This is a genomic window from Hyphomonas sp. GM-8P, from assembly GCF_003263315.1.
Classification (GTDB): domain Bacteria; phylum Pseudomonadota; class Alphaproteobacteria; order Caulobacterales; family Hyphomonadaceae; genus Hyphomonas.
The window spans coordinates 143,039-160,238 of the sequence record NZ_AWFE01000061.1 but is presented as its reverse complement, the minus strand read 5'-3'; the positions used below and the strand labels follow the sequence as shown (position 1 = coordinate 160,238).

The following is a 17,200-nucleotide window of genomic DNA, read 5'->3' as shown; positions in this document are numbered from 1 at the left end:
CGACGCCTATTCGGCCGGTTTGATACCATTCTTGCACATGAAGCGCGAACGGTGCTGGTCCTTGGCATTGTCCTCATAGCCGGTCAGATCCGGGTCAACGAGGTTCTTGGTAACCTGGAACCACATCGGCGTGATCGGATAGTCGTTCAACATCAGATCTTCGGCTTCAGCGAAGGTCTCGGCCCGCTTCTTCAGGTCGAGTTCCGCATTCGACCGCTGCAGCAGCGCGTCATATTCCGCATTGTTGTAATTGCCGTAGTTCTGCTGGCCGGTGTCGGATTTCAGCAGGTAGAGGAAGTTGATCGGATCATCGAAGTCCGCGACCCAGGCCGCGTCGGCCACCTGGAAGTCCGACTGGCGCAGGCGGGCATAAAGCACCTTGGTATCCTGCTTGATGATGGTCGGCTTCACCCATGGCGCAATCTCGGCCCAGTTGGCCTGCGCGACCGGGGCGACCTTCGGATTGTCATCCGTCGAGCGGTGGATGTATTCGAACGCCAGCGGGTTGTCCGGGCCGAAACCGGCCTCTTCCAGAAGGCGCTTGGCTTCGGCGAGACGCTCCTGGCGGGGCATGTTTTCCCATTCCACGTGCGGGCGCGGCGTGTCGTAATTGTCGATCCCCGGAGGCACCATGGAATAAGCCGGCACATAGCCCGGTGTCAGCACGCTTTTCACCATGAACTCCCGGTCGAGCGCCATGGACAGCGCCTTGCGCACGCGCACATCGTCAAACGGGGCGATTGAGGAATTGAACGTCCAGTAGGTCGTGATAAGCGCCGGCGTGGTGCGGACCCAGCCCGGCAGCTTGGCCTCGATCTCGGCCTGACGGGCGCCATCGAACGCATTGTTGATGTCGAGTTCGCCGGCCTGGATCTTGTTCTCGACCGAAGTCAGGTCTTCCAGTTCGAAATAGACCACGCGGTCGAAGCAGGCATCCTCGGCGCCAAAGCCGGTCGGGTTCTTGTCCGCCACCAGCTGGTCGCCGGTACGCCAGTAAACCAGCTTGTACGGACCGTTCACCACGATGTTGTCCGGCTGGATCCAGGCATCGCCATAGGTCTCGATCGCATGGCTCGGCACCGGATAGGTCGTGTAGTGCGACAGGAGCCCCGGCAGGTAAGGCGCCGGATATTCCAGCGTCAGTTCCAGCGTTTTGTCGTCGATGGCGCGGGCGCCAAGCTCTTCCGGCGGCAGTTTGCCTTCATTGATCGGCGCCGCGTTCTTGATGAGGTAAAGCAGCGAGGAATATTGCGATGCCACTTCCGGGGACTGGATGCGGCGCAGGCCGTAGACGAAATCATCCGCCACAACCGGATTGCCGTCGGACCAGTAGTAATCGCCGAGATGGAAGGTCCAGACGAGGCCGTCCTCGCTGGTTTCCCAACTCGTCGCCATGCCGGGTTCCGGACGGGCATCGACGCCATCGGTGGTCAGGCCGATGAACATGTCGCCAATGATGATGTTCTCCCACTGAGCCGAAGACTTGTGCGGATCGAGCGTATCGACCTTGGCCGAAATACCGCGCCGCAGTGTCGGCACATCGCTGGCAGATCCGCCGCCACCACCTCCGCAGGCAGCCAGGACAAGGGCCAGAGCGCCGGTGGCCATCAGGCCCCGCATACGGGAGAAGATCATGCACATACTCCTAAAAGGTCTCAATCTTGGATCGTTTGCTGCCAGATGGCGACGTAAATGAAAAGACTTTGCTGAATTTGAATGAACGGAAGCTGAGTTTGCCGCAAACTGCGGCCTCCCCTTCCCGAGCCTGTCCGGATTTGCCAGAAATGGGCCTCAAAGGGGCGCGAAAGCCCACCATTCCGAGGAACGCCGCCATGAAACGCCAGATCGCCCTCATCGCCGCCGCCATCAGCCTGGCCGCCATGCCGGCCCTGGCCGAGGACGTGTCCACGTCCGACGTCTATGCCTGTAAGGACATTGTCTCCGATGCAGACCGGCTGACCTGCTATGATGCGGCCGTCGGGCGCCTGAAAGCAGCAGAAGAAGCCGGCGAAGTGAAAACCTTCACCCGCAAGGAAGTCGAGGAAGTGAAGCGCGACAGTTTCGGTTTCTCCATCCCGTCCCTTCCCAAACTGGCCTTTGGCAGCAAGGACGAGAGCGGCAAGTCCAAATCGGATGAGCTGAAGGAAGTCACTTTTCCGATCCAGTCCATCGGTGGCCGGCGCGGCGCCCTGGTGATCACGCTTGAAAATGGCCAGGTGTGGGAACAGACGGACGACAAAGGGGTCAATCCGCGTGGCCAGAAGGAAGCCCGCATCTACCAGGCCGCGCTCGGCAGCTACAAGATGAAGCTGGACGGCGGCCTGGCCTTCCGCGCCAAACGGGTGAAATAACGCCCAATCCCTGCCCGCCAGCGTCGTTTCGGCAGGAAACGCGGGGGCGGCTGTTGAACCATCGCAACCCTTTCGCGTATCCGGACGTATAAGACACGTCACCGGAAGGAGCCCTGTCATCGCCGGCGAGGTTAAAGCGAAACAGACCGACGACCGCTCGAAGCGCGAAAAGCTGAAGCGGGCGATGCGTATCCGCTGGCTGAAGCGCGCGCGGCCGCCTGCCCTGTTCGTCCTGATTGGCGCGGCCATCCTGACTGTCCCGCACACCGGCCTGGCGCCCGACTGGGAGAAGCTCGGCAACTGGCCGGATGTGCTGGCCTCCATCTGTTTCATCGCCGCCACCGGCTGGACCATCGGCACGCTGGTCGACGGGCTGATCAAGCGGCGTCTGGCCAAGCTGAACTTTCACGAGGCCGACAATCTGCAAGCCCGGAAATCCGCGACCCGCCTGGACGTTGTCCGCCGCATCTGGGTTGTCGCGGTCGGCGTGGTCACCGTCGCTGCGGCCCTGACGCTGATCCCGGGCGTGAAACAGTTCGGGGTCAGCCTGTTCGCCTCTGCCGGGATCGCGGGCATCGCAGTCGGCATCGCGGCCCGGCCGATGCTGTCAAACCTGATCGCCGGCCTGCAGATCGCCTTCACCCAGCCGATCCGGCTGGACGATGCAGTCGTGCTGGAAGACGAGTGGGGCTGGATTGAAGAGATCGGCCTATTCTACGTCGTCGTCCGCATCTGGGACTGGCGGCGCCTGATCGTTCCGCTTTCCTATTTTATCGAACAGCCCTTCCAGAACTGGACACGGAAATCTGCGAACATCATCGGCAGCGTGTTCTGGTCGCTGGACTATCGCGCGCCGGTTTCCGAAATGCGGGAGAAGCTGGCCGAAATCTGCCGCGCGACACCGCTATGGGACGGTGATGTCGTGAACCTGCAGGTGACGGATACCGGCATGAACACAATCCGCATACGCGCATTGGCCAGCGCTAAGAATTCCCCCGACGCATGGGACCTGCGCTGCTTCATTCGTGAAAAGATGATCATCTGGCTTCAGGACAAACACCCTGAGGCCCTGCCCCGTATCCGTAACGAACTCGATACCCTGCCCGAGGGCGCCTTCGACGGGCGGGCAGTTCAGGCCGGGCGGATGGAATAGACGGCCGTCGCGGTCATCACGATCGTGCCATCGACCGTCGCCGAGCCGCCCGCGAATAGGATGGTGCGGGTGCGCCGGTCGATACGGCTCTCGAAGCTGGCTTTCGAAGCGTCCTCGATCCGGGCAGAGACATCCACGGTCACCGAGACCAGGTCCACATGAGACGGCACGCAAAGCGTTTCGGCTGCCGTCCGGATGGCTGCCATCAGATCGAGCGCAAGTTTCTCATCCGCCTGAAGCGTCGCAGTCGCCGTCATGAGTGAATTTCCCCTGTTCGTTCGCCCTTCCATAAACAGGCAAAGCGCGAAGGGAAAGGGCCAGGCTGCCGGGAGGGTGATTTGGCGGCCTGGCCCTTGGGTAGATGGACACGTCTTGCTGGGGTGGGGGGACACCAGACGTATCGGGCCTGTTACGCGGCAATCCGGTGGCTGGATCACCCGGCTATGCAAGATTTCCTCAGGCAAAGAAAAGCCACCCGGTCAGGGCGGCGTTTCTTTTCGTATTTTCAGAGGCTTAAGCCGCCTTGGTGTCGCTGTCATCGGCGGTGATGTTGCCATCGAGATCGGAGCCGACAAGGTCCCCCAGATGGCCGAAGCCGGTCAGGCCGTGGACCTCTTCCATATGGGCCGAGATCGCCGGCAGCAGCGCGCCGATATGCTTGTGGTCGAGACCGATGGCATGAAGCGCAGTGATCATCTCGCGCGCGACGCGGCGCTTGCCGCCCGGCGTCTGTTCGATCATGCGGGCGATTTCGCCGACCGGGGCGCCAAGCTCGCTGCCCGTGCGGGCTGAAAGTGCGCGTGCCCCGGGAATGGTCGTGAACATGGCTGTGGCGAAAGGCGAAGCCTGGCGTTCGGCGGCATTGAGCACGATACCGAGGGCCTGCTTGGCAATAGGGTCCGCAAGGCCGCTCGTTTTAGCGATGTGCGCCGTAAGATCATTCATCATTGGCGTAGGCACTCCTAAGATTAACGGCCTTGGGATGTTCCATTAACCCGCGACAGCCTTTCTGTTTGGTTACCGGATCGGTGAAATTCTCAAGATTGCAGCAGGGTCTTGTTAAGAATATCCGCGCTGCTGGCTGCGCGCTGATTTACGAACCGGCCCCGCATTGCCACTATGCGTGCCTGAAGAAGGGGCCAGGCATGATCCGGATCGGTATACTCGGCGCGGCGAAGATTGCGCCGCTTGCCATCATCGAACCGGCGCGGCGCCGGACGGACTGCCGGGTTGTTGCCGTGGCTGCCCGCGATGCCGGGCGCGCCGCCGCCTATGCCGAAAAATATGGGATCCAGCATGTGGCGGAGAGCTATGACGCGCTGATCGCCCGGGACGATGTGGACCTGATCTACAACGCCCTGCCCCCGAACCGGCATGCCGACCTCACCGTCGCCGCCCTGAAAGCCGGCAAGGCCGTGCTGTGCGAGAAGCCGTTCGCCATGAATGCCGACGAGGCCATGGCCATGACGCGCGCCGCGGAAGAAATGGGCCGGCCGCTGGTGGAGGCATTCCACTACCGCTTCCACCCTGCCTTCCTCCATGCGCTCGGCCACATCCGCAGCGGGCATGTCGGGAAGATCCTGTCCATGGAGGCGGCCTTCTCGGTGCCCATTCCCTACCGGCCGGGCGAGTTACGCCACACGCTGGAAACAGGTGGCGGGGCGCTGATGGATCTTGGCACCTATTGCGTCCACATGGTGCGGACCATGGCGGGCGCCGAGCCGTCGGTGGCCTCGGCCGAATGCCATTGCGACCAACCGGGCGTCGATATCTCGACTCACGCACGTATGGTGTTCCCGGGAGATGTCACCGCGTCGATCATGACGTCCATGGCGGAGACGGTCTCCCGTCGGCTGCAGCTGCATGTCGAGGGCACAAAAGGATCGCTGACCTTCAACAATCCGATCCACCCGTCTCACGGGCACAAGATCATCCTGCAGCAGCACGGCCAGCCGCAACGGACGGAGACCATCCCCGGTGACAGCACCTATGACCACCAGCTGGCACATATGGTGGATGTGCTCGCCGGGCGGGCCGGGCCACTGACCGGCGGCGAGGATGCCGTCGCAAACATGCGCGTGATCGACGCAATTTATCGCAGTGCCGGCCTCTCGCCGCGCGGCAGCAACGCGGCATCTTGAAAACCGCAAAAGCCCTTGATATCGGATTTCCATTGCAACAGGCGCTGAGCGCGGTCGCGTCACCAAGGCGAGGCAACCGCGGCGCAGGATAAGTCCTGTGTGCGAAGCCTTCGGGCAACCTCCAGGACTTTTAACAAGCCCGGAGTGAGCCAAATGAAAACCATTATTGAACCTTTCCGCATCAAATCGGTCGAACCGATCCGCATGACCACGCGCGAAGAACGTGCGGACCTGCTGAAGGCGGCGAAATACAATCTCTTCAAACTGCATTCCGATGACGTGATCATCGACCTGCTGACCGACAGCGGCACCTCCGCCATGAGCGCGGCCCAATGGGGCGCCGTCATGACGGGTGACGAGAGTTATGCCGGCGCGCCCAGCTTCTACCGGTTCGAAGCAGCGGTCCGTGACCTGATGAACTTCGAGCACATCATCCCGACCCACCAGGGCCGGGCGGCGGAGCACCTGCTTTTCAACCTGATCGCAAGGCCGGGGCACATTATCCCGTCAAACACCCATTTCGACACGACGCGGGGTAATATCGAAGCGGCAGGCGCCGAGGCGGTGGACCTGCCCATCGCAGAAGGCAAGGTCCCGTCCCTTGACCATCCGTTCAAGGGCAATATGGACCTGGACGCGCTCGAGGCCCTGCTCCGCGAGAAACGCGATTCTGTTCCGGCCGTGATGATGACGATCACCAACAATGCCGGCGGCGGCCAGCCTGCGAGCCTCGAGAACATCCGCGCCGCGGCGCAGATCGCCCAGCACTATCGCAAGTCCTTCTTCATCGACGGTTGCCGCTTTGCCGAGAATGCCTGGTTCATCAAGCTGCGCGAACCCGGCCAGCAGGACCGCAGCATCAAGTCGATCATCCGCGACATTTTCGAAGTCGCGGACGGCATGACGATGAGCGCCAAGAAGGATGCCTTCGCCAATATCGGCGGCTGGCTGGCACTGCGCGACGATGCGCTGGCCGAACGGGCCCGCACCCTGCTGATCCAGACCGAAGGTTTCCCGACCTATGGCGGCCTTGCAGGCCGGGACCTCGACGCCATTGCGCAAGGCCTCACCGAGATCATCGACGAGGATTACCTGCGCTACCGGGTACGGACGAATGCCTATATTGCCGAGCGTCTGGACGCGATGGGTGTGCCGGTGGTGAAGCCGGCGGGCGGCCATGCCGTGTTCGTGGATGCCCGCGCCTTCCTGCCCCACATTCCGCCGCTGGAATATCCAGGCCAGGCGCTGGCCTGCGCGCTATACGAGATGGGCGGTATCCGCGGTTGCGAGATCGGCACGGTGATGTTCGGGCGCAAGCCGGACGGCAGCGAGGAGCCTGCTCGGATGGACCTTGTGCGCCTCGCCATGCCCCGCCGCGTCTACACCCAGTCGCATGCCGACTATATCGTTGAAGTCTTCGAGGAGCTTTCCGCTTCGAAGGACCAGCTGGGCGGCCTGAAAATCGTGAAAGAACCGCCGATGATGCGGCACTTCACGTCAGAGTTCGAGCCACTCTAGGCCGCGTCGCGGGCGCGTTCGATCCACTCTTCGACCTCTTCTTCCATGAAGAGGTCGTCTCCGCGGCGGACGCGTTCACCTTCCGGAGAGTTCAGGAATTCCGTGGCCAGAAGGAACAGGGTGCGCGCAGGCGCCTCAGCCAGTTCCTTGCTGGTGCGGATACCGGCGCCGACCATGATCTGCACGTCGTGCACGCGCAGGCCCGGCACTTCCATCATCAGCTTCGTCTGGTCCTGCCAGTCTCGCAGGGTTTCGGAGTCGATATAGTGGACGTCCAGCAGGAAAGCCGTCTCCTCGATATCGCAATCGAGCAGGTCGCCAATCGTGTAGATGCCGGCTTCTTCAAGACGCGCGGCCGTTTTCGGGCCAATGGACGGCGCATCGACGACCGGGTTCTCCCGCGTCAGGCCGGACGAGCGGACATGCGGTTCATCGTCGGAGGCGTCATCTTCTTCTGAAGCGGCAATCTCTTCCACCTTGTCGCCGGACTCCTCTTCGTCCGAGTCGTCATATTCCTCGGCTTCGTCGTCGTCTTCATATTCGGACTCTTCGTCGTCTTCTTCCTCGTCATACTCGTCGGACTCATCGTCCTCGTCGTATTCCTCATCATCCTCGTCTTCGTCGAAGTCGTCTTCATCTTCCTCGTCGAAGTCTTCGTCTTCGTCGTCCTCGTCTTCGTACTCATCCTCATCTTCATCGGACTCGTACTCATCGTCGTTCTCGTCCTCGTCGTCGCCAGCGCTGAGCTCGGCTTCTTCTTCCGTCTCGCCGTCCACGTCCAGTCCCGCCGCTTCGATGGCCGCAAGGTCTGCTTCATCGAGGATCAGCTCTTCTTCAGTGTCAGCCTCGGCATCTCCAGCTTCTGCTTCGACTTCACCGGCCTCGATTTCGTCGACGTCGATCTCTTCAACGTCAGCTTCGATCTCGGCAGCTTGGTCGAGGATGATGTCCTCTTCGACGATTTCGGCTTCCGGTTCCTCCACGATCGCCGGGACCTCTCCTTCCGGCAGCACATGGGCCATGCCGATCGGGCGGATTTCCTGCTTGTCGAGTTCCTTCAGCGGCACACGGAGCACCTGTGCCGCGTGCTTCTTGCGGATGATCTTGTCGTCTTCCGGCAGGGTCTTGATCACCTTGCCGGTCTTCTTGAATTCCTTGTACATCCGCTCGACCTGCGCGCGGTCGTTCACATCGGCGAGCTTCGCCATGATCCAGCGGAGCGGAATGTCGAGTGTTTCGATATAGCCCTGCAATGTCAGATGCGCCTTCGGCGGCGCGACGGCAGCCTCTTCGACAGCCTGCGTCAGCAGCGCAGCGAAGCCTGCCGTGGCGTAGGCGACGAGTTCCGCAATACCTTCGCGCATCGTCTCATCGAGGCCGGACGGCGGATGGGAGACGCCGCGCTCGAGATTATAGTGGTCGATGAAGGTGTCATAGTACGTGTTCGAAAGGGTCGCGCCTTCGACGACCATTTCGGCGACGAAACCCGGTCCGTCCGGAATCTGAATGTCCGGATAGCCGTTCGCTTCGATAATCTCGTCGATCACGTCGCGGCTCTTGGCGATGGACCATTCGACGGCGCGGTGGATGACGCCCTCTTCCTCGGTCTGCCCGGTGTGGAAAGGCTGGATCGGGTCAGCGTAATAATGGCTCAGCACGCCGAGCGCGTAGGCCGCCTTGCTCCATTTCTTCGCACGGAGGAATTCGACCGAGCGGGCATACCACTCCATGGCCTTGTCGGGGGCGCCGCCCCAGCGGCCTTCATTCACGTGACAGACGTGGTTCTTGAAGTCCTTGAACTTCGCATCCGGCGCCTTCGCACCCGCCAGCAGGTGCTCATGATGGACCAGGAAGATGGCCTTCCAGGCCTCCCCCTGCTCCCCGCCAATCAGCGAAAGGGCATCGAGTGCAATATAGTGATGGGTAGAACGGCAACGATGGGCACGAACGACACGCTCGAGCAGAGACATGGGCGGAGACTCCTCAGCCTGGCAGTTTGTCAGACTGAGGAGTGCGTTAACTTGGTTACCCGGTTGTTAACCCTTCGCGCCTTGCGCGAAGAATTTTCTGCAAATCAGCGGACCGCGAAATCGAACGGTTCGTTGCGGTTCTTGCCCTTGTTCGGGCCCATGAAGCCGAACAGGTGGCCGGCGACTTTCCGCATCTGGATCTCTTCGGAGCCCTCGGTGATGCGGTAACGGCGGTGGTGGCGGTAGATGTGCTCGAACGGCTTGTGGCGGGAATAGCCGATGCCGCCATGCACCTGCATGGCCCGGTCAGCTGCATCGCAGCAGAGGCGGTTGGCCTTGTAGTTACACATCGAGACCTTGTCGGAGAGCTTGATCGCGACCTCCGGCTTGGACATCTGGTCGATTTCCCATGCCGTCTTGAAGATGAAGAGGCGCAGCATTTCCGCTTCGGTCGCCTGTTCGACCAGCGGGAACTGGATTGCCTGGTTGACCGACAGGGGCTTGCCGAACGGGCGGCGCTCATTGGCATAGTTCACCGCTTCGGTGATGCAGTACATCGCCGCGCCGACGGAACTGGCCGCCTGACGGATACGGTTTTCGTGCACGAAGTGCTGGGCCAGCGCGAGGCCCCCTTCCGGCGGGCCGAACACGGCGTCTTCCGGCACCCAGACATCCTTGATGGTCAGGCGCGGGTGGTCCGTTGGCATGTTGAAGGTCCACATATACTCTTCGATGATCACGCCAGGGTCACGCGCCGGGATGATCAGGCAGGTGATGCCTTTCGCGTCGCCGTCCTCACCGCTGGTACGGCAGAACAGCATGATGTGGCTGGCGACGTGCATGCCGGTGATCCACATTTTCTCGCCATTGATCAGCCAGCCATCCTTGCCGTCTTTCTTGTGGCGTACAGCGCGGGTTTCCATATGCGTGGCGTCGGAGCCGTGATGCGGCTCGGTCAGACCGAAACAGGCCTTGAACTCACCCTTCAGTGCAGCGTCCGCGAGGTGGCGCTGGTCCGGGCGGGCAAAGTCGCGCAGCATCAGAATCTGCGGGAAGTTGCCGACGATCGAGTGCTCGTTCTGAAGGTCGTTGTGCAGGCCGAGACCCTTGCGGGCGAAATGCTCACGGATGATGGCCATGCCGAGATTGGTGCCGTCCTGGCCGCCGAACTCCTTGGGCAGCGCATAACGCAGGTGGCCGGCGGCATCGGCACGGCGCTTGGCTTCGGTCAGAAGTTCTTCCCATTCCGGACGCGGCAGGCCGCCATTCTCGAAATCGGTGCGGGCCCATTCGCGGCGATGGTCGAAGAAGCGGATATTGTCGTCCTGTTCTTCCAGCGGCTTGATTTCGTCCTCGATGAACTTGTCGAGCACCACCAAATAGTCGGCTATTTCCTGGGGAATATTGAAATCCATGTCGCGCGTCCTCCTGACCTCTGCCCCGGTTTGAGGCGTCTTTTGTAAAGCCTGTTGACGTCAGCATATCGAGGGACCGGCGCACCGCAATTTGTGCCGCCGGGGCAAGCAGCGAACTAAATTGAGCTATTAGAAAAATTATAAGCGCTGAATGATTGACATTTTGTTCAGTAATCATATTCTCTGCCTTGTGGCTACACCGGGCCACGCAAATCCAACGCAAAAAGGTTTCCTCCCATGACCTCTCGCATCCTCTCTCTTGCTGCGTCCGCCACCTTTGTAGGTGCAACCATGTTCGCCGCCCCTGCCTCGGCGGAGATTCAGCGTAACCTGCAGCTGGACGTACAGTATGACGCCACGGCTCTCGGCACCGCTTCCGGCGCTGAAACTGTTCTGAAATCAGTGCAAGACCAAGCAACTGAAGCCTGCCGCTACACTCGGCCGGTCGCCGGCGCCCCGCGCGTGGACGATGTCTGCGTCTCCGAAATCATCGCCAAGGCCGTGACCCAGATCGACGATCCGGAACTAACCCGCATCTATGCGGCCAGCACCCAGCAGGCGACCCGTGTCCTGGCATCGCTGAAATAAGACAACTGCTTAACATGAAGCGCTGAACACTTGACGAATTTTTCAGCGATCTCTATTGGTTCAGCGCCGGAGTGATCACCGTGCTGCCGGCGCTGAACATAACCATAAGCGAAAAGGCATCCTCCCATGCTCCGTTCCGCAATCCTTGGCGCCGCCTTCCTTGGCCTCGCCGCCCCTGCTTTCGCCACCAGCTTCACCTTCGAAACCGCCAAGCCGGTTGACGAGGCACGCGTGACCGTCATCGGTACCGTCTGGTCTTGCGAAGGCACCGTCTGCAAAGGCGACATGGACCGCAAGAAAGTCACGCTGCGCGACTGCAAGAAGCTCGCAAAGAAAGCTGGCGAAATCACCTCTTTCAAGAATGACAAGTTCGAGCTCTCGGCTGAAGACATCGAAGCCTGCAAGGCGTCTGCGCGCGACTAAAGCGGCGCGACTTTACCAGTCTAGCTCTCCAGAGCCTCTCCTCGGGCCGCCTCGGATTCAAAGCCGGGCGGCCATTTTTTTGCGGTTTTCCGGCAACGCTCCGCCTGTTGGCACGTTAAACCTTCAATCGGAGAGGAGTTATGGCCCCAAGCCGCAGCAAACCATTGGAAAGCGTTCTCGATACGGCCATCGAGGACTGCGATCGGGACAAGGTGACGATCGGTGCCCTGCTCGACATGTTCGGCGACCGGTCGTTCGGGCCGGTCATCATGCTGCTTGGCCTCTTAGTATCCGTGCCGCCACTCGGCGGGATTCCGGGCCTGCCCATTGTCGTCGGCGCAATCATCCTCCTGTTCAGCCTGCAGATCGTGTTTGGCGCCCGCCATATCTGGATGCCGGAATTCGTGCAGGAACAAGGAATTGAGTGCACAAAGCTCGAAGAGGCAAGAGGCCGGGTGAAGCCTTGGCTCCAGCGGATCGACCGGATGATCACCGAACGCCTGACCTGGGCGACCGGAAGGATCGCCACTTATGGTGCCGCCCTGTCCGTTTCGATGCTCTCATTGCTGATGATCCCGCTGGAACTGGTGCCGTTCGCTGTTGCTGCACCCGGCATGGCGATCGTGCTGTTCGGGCTTGCCCTCGTGGCGCGGGATGGCGCCCTGATGCTGGCCGGGTTCGCCGGAACCGCAGGCGCCGTCAGCCTGACCGTTTTCATGGTTCCATGGAACACCGTCGCCGGTTGGTTCTGATTTATTGGGTTAGGCGGCGGGGCAGGACTCCACCGGCTGCCAGAGTTCGACCTTACGGCCGTCCGGATCCATGACCCAGGCGAACTTGCCATAGGATTCGATCATCGGCTCTCCTTCCATCGGCACCCCTTCTGCCTTCAGGCGCTTCAGCATGCCGTCGAAATCGTCGATCATGAGATTGATCATGAAGTCCGCATCCGAGGGTTTGAAATAGTCGCTGCCCGCCTTGAAAGGCGCCCAGATCGTGCGAGCGCCCTGAGGGAACTGCGTCGCCGAGTCGGCGTGGCCGAAGCTTGAGCCACCATAATCATCGATTTCGAGGCCCAGCACCCGTTTGTACCAGGCGCGTGTCGCTTCGACGTCTGCACAATGGAAAAATATCCCGCCCAAACCGATCACTTTTGCCATACCGACCTTTCCCTCCAGAATTCGTGTCGGGACATTCCGCCCAATTCGCGCAATGATCCGGTTAGAAATGCCCCGGCCATGCTAGCCGGGAGCGGCATGAGATCAAAGGTGGGAGACGAAACACGTGACGATAGAAGCCCTGCGCACACCGGACGACCGATTCGAAGGCCTGCCCGGCTGGCCTTACCCGCCACATTATGTGGATGACCTGCCCGGCTATGAAGGCCTGCGTGTGCATTATGTCGATGAGGGTCCGCAGAACGCCGTGCGCACTTATCTCTGCCTGCACGGCCAGCCGACCTGGTCCTACCTTTACCGCAAGATGATCCCGGATTTCCTTGATTCCGGCGCACGCGTGATCGCCCCTGACTGGCTTGGCTTCGGCCGTTCGGACAAGCCGGTCGCGGACGATGTCTACACGTTCCATTTCCATCGGGACATGATGCTCGCCCTGATCGAGCGGCTGGACCTGCAACAGGTCACGCTTGTCTGCCAGGACTGGGGCGGCCTGCTGGGCCTGACCCTGCCGCCAGACATGCCGGACAGGTTCGAACGCCTGATCGTGATGAACACGACGCTGGCGACCGGCAGCTCGCCCAGCCAGGGGTTCAATGCCTGGAAAGCCTATAGCGCATCCCAGCCTGACATGGACATTGCCGCCCTGATGAAGCGCGGGACGCCAGTTCTGTCAGACGCCGAAGCGGCTGCGTATGGCGCCCCCTTCCCGGATGCGGCCTACAAGGCCGGTGTGCGGCGCTTCCCGGAACTCGTCATGGTCGCGCCTGGCATGGAAGGCGTGGAAACATCGAAACGCGCGGCAAACTGGTGGGCGCGGGAATGGCACGGCGACACATTCATGGCCGTCGGCGGGACCGACCCCGTGCTCGGACCACCCGTCATGGAGAAACTGCAGGCGCAGATCCGCGGCTGCCCCGAACCGATGGTGATCGAGGAGGCCGGCCATTTCGTCCAGGAATGGGGCGCCCCCGTCGCCAAAGCCGCTCTGAAAGCCTTCGGAGAACTCTGACATGCAAGACCTGATGGCCGCCTGGCAGGCCGATGTCACCAAACAACCCCAATGGGTCCAGTACTGGATGGACATCATGGTGGTCGTGCTGGGCGTGTTCGCTGTGCCGTTCAGCTTTGTACGGGTCGAGGCGCGCTGGATACTGGCAGGCTTCCTGGCGGGCGCCGGCACCTTGATGGCCCTTTATAGCCAGATCGGGTATTCGCGGCTGCTTGGCCTTGCCCATGTGATCTTCTGGACGCCAGTGCTGGTCTACCTGGTCCGCCGGCATGGCCAATGGCGCGTGGGCCAGACCCTGTCAGGAAAGTGGATTGTGCTTTCCGTCATGGTGCTGACGGTTTCACTGGCTTTCGATTATACTGACGTGATCCGCTGGATTCTCGGCGAGCGTTGATTCAATAGCTGCTCCGGCGGGCGGTCTGGCCTAGAATGACCGCCATGACCGATTCTTCCCTCCGCCCCGGAGCCGGCTGCGGCGCCGGCATTCTCGACGACCAGGGGCGCGTCCTCCTGATCCAGCGCCTGAAGGAACCGGAAGCCGGTGCCTGGGGCCTGCCCGGCGGCAAGATCGATTTCGGTGAACGCTCCGAAGATACGGCTCGCCGCGAAATCGAGGAAGAGCTCGGCATCCTCATCGAACTGACGTGCCTGGCCTGTATCTCGGAGATCATCGACGGCGGCGATGGCCAGCACTGGGTGTCGCCGATCTACGAAGCCCGCATCGTTTCAGGAGACCCGCGCATCATGGAACCTGAAAAGCATGGCGGCTGGGGCTGGTTCAGCCGGGACGACCTGCCGGAGCGCCTGACAACGCCCGCGATCACATTCCTGAACGCGACTGCAAATGGGGCATGGCGGCCTGCCCTGAAGCAGTCTTTATAGGTCGGGCATGCGCTGGCTTCGCCGAATCGTATTCTGGCTGATCGTACTGGATCTGACCGCGACCGCCCTATTCTGGGGCGTCAGCCGTTTCATGGATCAATCGAAATCGCTGACCGGCGGCACGGGTGTCGTCTTCTACACTGACAATAACAAGGACGCCGCCGCGCGAATCGCGAAGGCCGTGAACCTGCTCAAGGCCGGAAAGCTGGACCGGCTCTACATGGTCGGCGGGCACCGCCCGCAGGAGGGCTGGCTCGGCAGCCAGGAGATGGCGCTGATCGCGGCGCGCGGCTCTGGCCTCGGCGGGCGCATTTCTGCCGACGTGGAAAGCCGCGATACGATCTCCGGTCTGAAGAACCTCGCGCGCAACGCCAAAACCCGGGCGCCCGGTGAAATCGTCTTTGTTTCCAACTGCATGCAGGTAATCCGGGCGAAGGTAATCTACATCGCCCAACCGGATCACCAGCCCAGCGCCATGGGTGCCTGCCCGCCCGGCGATCTCAATCCGATCGATATCTGGCGGCGGGCGCACTACGAAGCCGGTGCTTGGATTCTGTATGCGCTTCCCGAAGCCTGGCAGGATGCGATTCTGGACCGTCTGCGCGGGGCGGATAAGGAAGCAGAATAAATTGTGTTCGATTCCGGGACATTGGCGCCAATCCGTCGTGCCGAAGCGAACCTGCATGAAAATATATGAAACTACCGGTTCCGTATTGGGCACAAATGTTGCAAATTTTGGACGGGTGAGCCAAACGAGCGCACGAAATGCGCTGGGGAAACAGCATTAAAAGGCAGGAACAGAGGCTAAAATGAGCGATACTGTAGCGATCCTTGGAGAACTGGGGATTCAGCCAAAATCCGTCCGCAAAAACTGGAACGAAACACGTCTCTACGAGACCTCCGTTGCAACGGGCGAAGCACGTGTCGCTGAGGGCGGCCCTCTTGTTGTGGAAACCGGACAACACACCGGCCGATCCGCCAAAGACAAGTTCACTGTCCGTGACGAAACCACAGAAAACACTGTGTGGTGGGACAATAACGCCTCGATGACGCCGGCGCAGTTCGACGCCCTCTTCGAAGATTTCAAAGCCCACCTCGCCGACAAGGACGTGTTCGCACAGGAACTGTTCGGCGGCGCGGACCTGTCCCATCGCCTGCCGGTGACCGTGGTCACCGAATACGCCTGGCACTCCCTGTTCATCCGCCACCTGCTGCGGATTCCAGAAGCCGGCGAGTACGAGAACTTCGAATCGCAATTCACGATCATTAACTGCCCGAGCTTCCGCGCCGATCCGGCACGCCATGGTTGCCGCTCCGAAACCGTGATCGCGGTGAACTTTGCCAAGCGCATGGTCCTGATCGGCGGCACGTCCTACGCCGGCGAGACCAAGAAGTCCGTCTTCACGGCGCTCAACTATTACCTGCCGGCCAAGAAGGTCATGCCGATGCACTGCTCGGTGAACACTTCGCCGGACGATGATGCCGCCATCTTCTTCGGCCTGTCGGGCACCGGCAAGACGACCCTGTCGGCCGACGCCAGCCGTATCCTGATCGGCGACGACGAGCATGGCTGGTCGGAAAACGGCCTCTTCAATTTCGAAGGCGGCTGCTACGCCAAGATGATCAAGCTGTCGGAAGAAGCTGAACCGGAAATCTTCGCCACGACAAAGCAGTGGGGCACCGTCCTCGAAAACGTCGTGATGGACGCCGACACCCGCCAGCTTGACCTCGACGATGCGACGCTCGCCGAGAACTCCCGCGGCGCCTATCCGATTTCGGCCATTCCGAACGCGTCCCTGTCCGGCCGCTGCGGCCAGCCGAAAAACCTCATCATGCTGACGGCAGATGCCTTCGGCGTCCTGCCGCCAATCGCCAAGCTGACACCGGCCCAGGCGATGTACCACTTCCTGTCCGGCTACACCGCCAAGGTTGCCGGCACCGAGAAAGGCGTCACCGAACCGACGGCGACCTTCTCCACCTGCTTCGGCGGCCCGTTCATGCCGCGCCATCCGTCCGAATACGGAAACCTGCTGCGCGAACTGATCGGCAAGTACGATGTGAACTGCTGGCTGGTCTCCACCGGCTGGACCGGCGGCCCGTACGGCACCGGCCACCGCATGCCGATCAAGGCAACCCGCGCATTGCTCAACGCCGCCCTCGACGGCTCGCTGAACAGCGCCAGCTTCCGCGAAGACGAAACCTTCGGCTTCCTGGTTCCGGAAAACGTGCCGGGCGTGGATGCGAAGATCCTCGATCCGCGTTCGACCTGGACCGACGTCGCTGCCTTTGACAAGCAGGCCGCCAAACTGGCCGACATGTTCGTTGAGAACTTCGCCAAGTTCGAAAGCTATGTGGACGATGCCGTGAAGGCCGCCGCACCGAAGGCAAAAGTCACGGTCTGAGCCTGATCCGACCTATCTGAAATTGAGCGCCGCCTGCCCCCAGGCGGCGCTTTTTTGCATTCCTGTCCCTCATTGACACCTCACCGGCGCGTTATCGGGGCAAAATTTGCCGTGATTTCATGCCGTTTACGCGAACGGAAGGGCTGGCGTTCCTTTCATTGGGCCAGTAG

At 61.2% G+C, this 17,200-nt stretch carries 18 protein-coding genes; 12 read left to right on the top strand and 6 right to left on the bottom strand.

What is annotated here, in order from left to right; all coding sequences use genetic code 11:
* Window positions 1–6: 6 nt before the first annotated feature.
* Window positions 7–1,635 carry a peptide ABC transporter substrate-binding protein gene (locus HY26_RS07215; protein ID WP_112073250.1) on the bottom strand — a complete coding sequence of 543 codons (1,629 nt, stop codon included), beginning with the start codon at window positions 1,633–1,635 and terminating at the stop codon, window positions 7–9.
* A gap of 197 nt (window positions 1,636–1,832) precedes the next feature.
* Here HY26_RS07215 and HY26_RS07210 point away from each other — a divergent pair, with 197 nt between their 5' ends.
* On the top strand, window positions 1,833–2,351 hold the full coding sequence (locus HY26_RS07210; RefSeq protein WP_112073239.1) for a hypothetical protein: 519 nt from the start codon (window positions 1,833–1,835) through the stop codon (window positions 2,349–2,351).
* Window positions 2,352–2,535: 184 nt separating this feature from the next.
* Entirely contained in the window at window positions 2,536–3,504 is a 969-nt protein-coding gene (locus HY26_RS07205) for a mechanosensitive ion channel family protein (RefSeq protein ID WP_112073238.1), read from the top strand.
* Here the strand turns inward: HY26_RS07205 and HY26_RS07200 are convergent.
* Together HY26_RS07200 and HY26_RS07195 are read right to left on the bottom strand one after the other, a co-directional pair.
* The gene (locus HY26_RS07200) at window positions 3,483–3,761 is read right to left on the bottom strand and encodes a hypothetical protein (protein ID WP_112073237.1); all 279 of its coding nucleotides are present in this window, start codon (window positions 3,759–3,761) and stop codon (window positions 3,483–3,485) included. The genes HY26_RS07205 and HY26_RS07200 overlap by 22 nt on opposite strands.
* A 256-nt stretch (window positions 3,762–4,017) precedes the next feature.
* The gene (locus HY26_RS07195) at window positions 4,018–4,452 is read right to left on the bottom strand and encodes a hypothetical protein (protein WP_051599838.1); all 435 of its coding nucleotides are present in this window, start codon (window positions 4,450–4,452) and stop codon (window positions 4,018–4,020) included.
* Window positions 4,453–4,649: 197 nt separating this feature from the next.
* Here HY26_RS07195 and HY26_RS07190 point away from each other — a divergent pair, with 197 nt between their 5' ends.
* Both HY26_RS07190 and HY26_RS07185 read left to right on the top strand, forming a co-directional pair.
* Entirely contained in the window at window positions 4,650–5,645 is a 996-nt protein-coding gene (locus tag HY26_RS07190) for a Gfo/Idh/MocA family protein (protein ID WP_146740195.1), read from the top strand.
* Between the two features lie 153 nt (window positions 5,646–5,798).
* The gene (locus HY26_RS07185; protein ID WP_112073235.1) at window positions 5,799–7,163 is read left to right on the top strand and encodes a tryptophanase; all 1,365 of its coding nucleotides are present in this window, start codon (window positions 5,799–5,801) and stop codon (window positions 7,161–7,163) included.
* Here HY26_RS07185 and HY26_RS07180 read toward each other — a convergent pair.
* Together HY26_RS07180 and HY26_RS07175 are read right to left on the bottom strand one after the other, a co-directional pair.
* Window positions 7,160–9,133 carry a DUF4332 domain-containing protein gene (locus HY26_RS07180; RefSeq protein ID WP_112073234.1) on the bottom strand — a complete coding sequence of 658 codons (1,974 nt, stop codon included), beginning with the start codon at window positions 9,131–9,133 and terminating at the stop codon, window positions 7,160–7,162. The genes HY26_RS07185 and HY26_RS07180 overlap by 4 nt on opposite strands.
* 104 nt (window positions 9,134–9,237) lie before the next feature.
* Window positions 9,238–10,548 (bottom strand): acyl-CoA dehydrogenase family protein, encoded by a 1,311-nt coding sequence (locus HY26_RS07175; RefSeq protein ID WP_034763566.1) that lies wholly within the window; start codon window positions 10,546–10,548, stop codon window positions 9,238–9,240.
* Between the two features lie 237 nt (window positions 10,549–10,785).
* Here HY26_RS07175 and HY26_RS07170 point away from each other — a divergent pair, with 237 nt between their 5' ends.
* The 3 genes from HY26_RS07170 (at window position 10,786) to HY26_RS07160 (ending at window position 12,311) form a co-directional block, all read left to right on the top strand.
* Complete coding sequence (locus HY26_RS07170; RefSeq protein ID WP_112073233.1) at window positions 10,786–11,136, top strand: UrcA family protein; 351 nt, start codon at window positions 10,786–10,788, stop codon at window positions 11,134–11,136.
* Between the two features lie 126 nt (window positions 11,137–11,262).
* Complete coding sequence (locus HY26_RS07165; RefSeq protein WP_034763560.1) at window positions 11,263–11,559, top strand: hypothetical protein; 297 nt, start codon at window positions 11,263–11,265, stop codon at window positions 11,557–11,559.
* Between the two features lie 140 nt (window positions 11,560–11,699).
* Complete coding sequence (locus HY26_RS07160; protein ID WP_112073232.1) at window positions 11,700–12,311, top strand: exopolysaccharide biosynthesis protein; 612 nt, start codon at window positions 11,700–11,702, stop codon at window positions 12,309–12,311.
* Between the two features lie 9 nt (window positions 12,312–12,320).
* Here HY26_RS07160 and HY26_RS07155 read toward each other — a convergent pair whose 3' ends face one another.
* Window positions 12,321–12,719: a VOC family protein gene (locus HY26_RS07155; protein WP_112073231.1), complete on the bottom strand. Its 399-nt coding sequence runs from the start codon at window positions 12,717–12,719 to the stop codon at window positions 12,321–12,323.
* A gap of 124 nt (window positions 12,720–12,843) precedes the next feature.
* Here HY26_RS07155 and HY26_RS07150 point away from each other — a divergent pair, with 124 nt between their 5' ends.
* The 5 genes from HY26_RS07150 (at window position 12,844) to HY26_RS07130 (ending at window position 17,030) form a co-directional block, all read left to right on the top strand.
* Window positions 12,844–13,746, top strand: a complete 903-nt coding sequence (locus HY26_RS07150; protein ID WP_112073230.1) for a haloalkane dehalogenase — start codon at window positions 12,844–12,846, stop codon at window positions 13,744–13,746.
* 1 nt (window position 13,747) lies between these two features.
* Window positions 13,748–14,140, top strand: a complete 393-nt coding sequence (locus HY26_RS07145; protein ID WP_112073229.1) for a hypothetical protein — start codon at window positions 13,748–13,750, stop codon at window positions 14,138–14,140.
* Between the two features lie 44 nt (window positions 14,141–14,184).
* On the top strand, window positions 14,185–14,628 hold the full coding sequence (locus HY26_RS07140) for an NUDIX domain-containing protein (RefSeq protein WP_051599716.1): 444 nt from the start codon (window positions 14,185–14,187) through the stop codon (window positions 14,626–14,628).
* A 7-nt stretch (window positions 14,629–14,635) separates the two neighbouring features.
* The gene (locus tag HY26_RS07135; protein ID WP_034763548.1) at window positions 14,636–15,256 is read left to right on the top strand and encodes an ElyC/SanA/YdcF family protein; all 621 of its coding nucleotides are present in this window, start codon (window positions 14,636–14,638) and stop codon (window positions 15,254–15,256) included.
* A gap of 181 nt (window positions 15,257–15,437) precedes the next feature.
* Complete coding sequence (locus HY26_RS07130) at window positions 15,438–17,030, top strand: phosphoenolpyruvate carboxykinase (RefSeq protein ID WP_112073228.1); 1,593 nt, start codon at window positions 15,438–15,440, stop codon at window positions 17,028–17,030.
* Window positions 17,031–17,200: the final 170 nt, after the last annotated feature.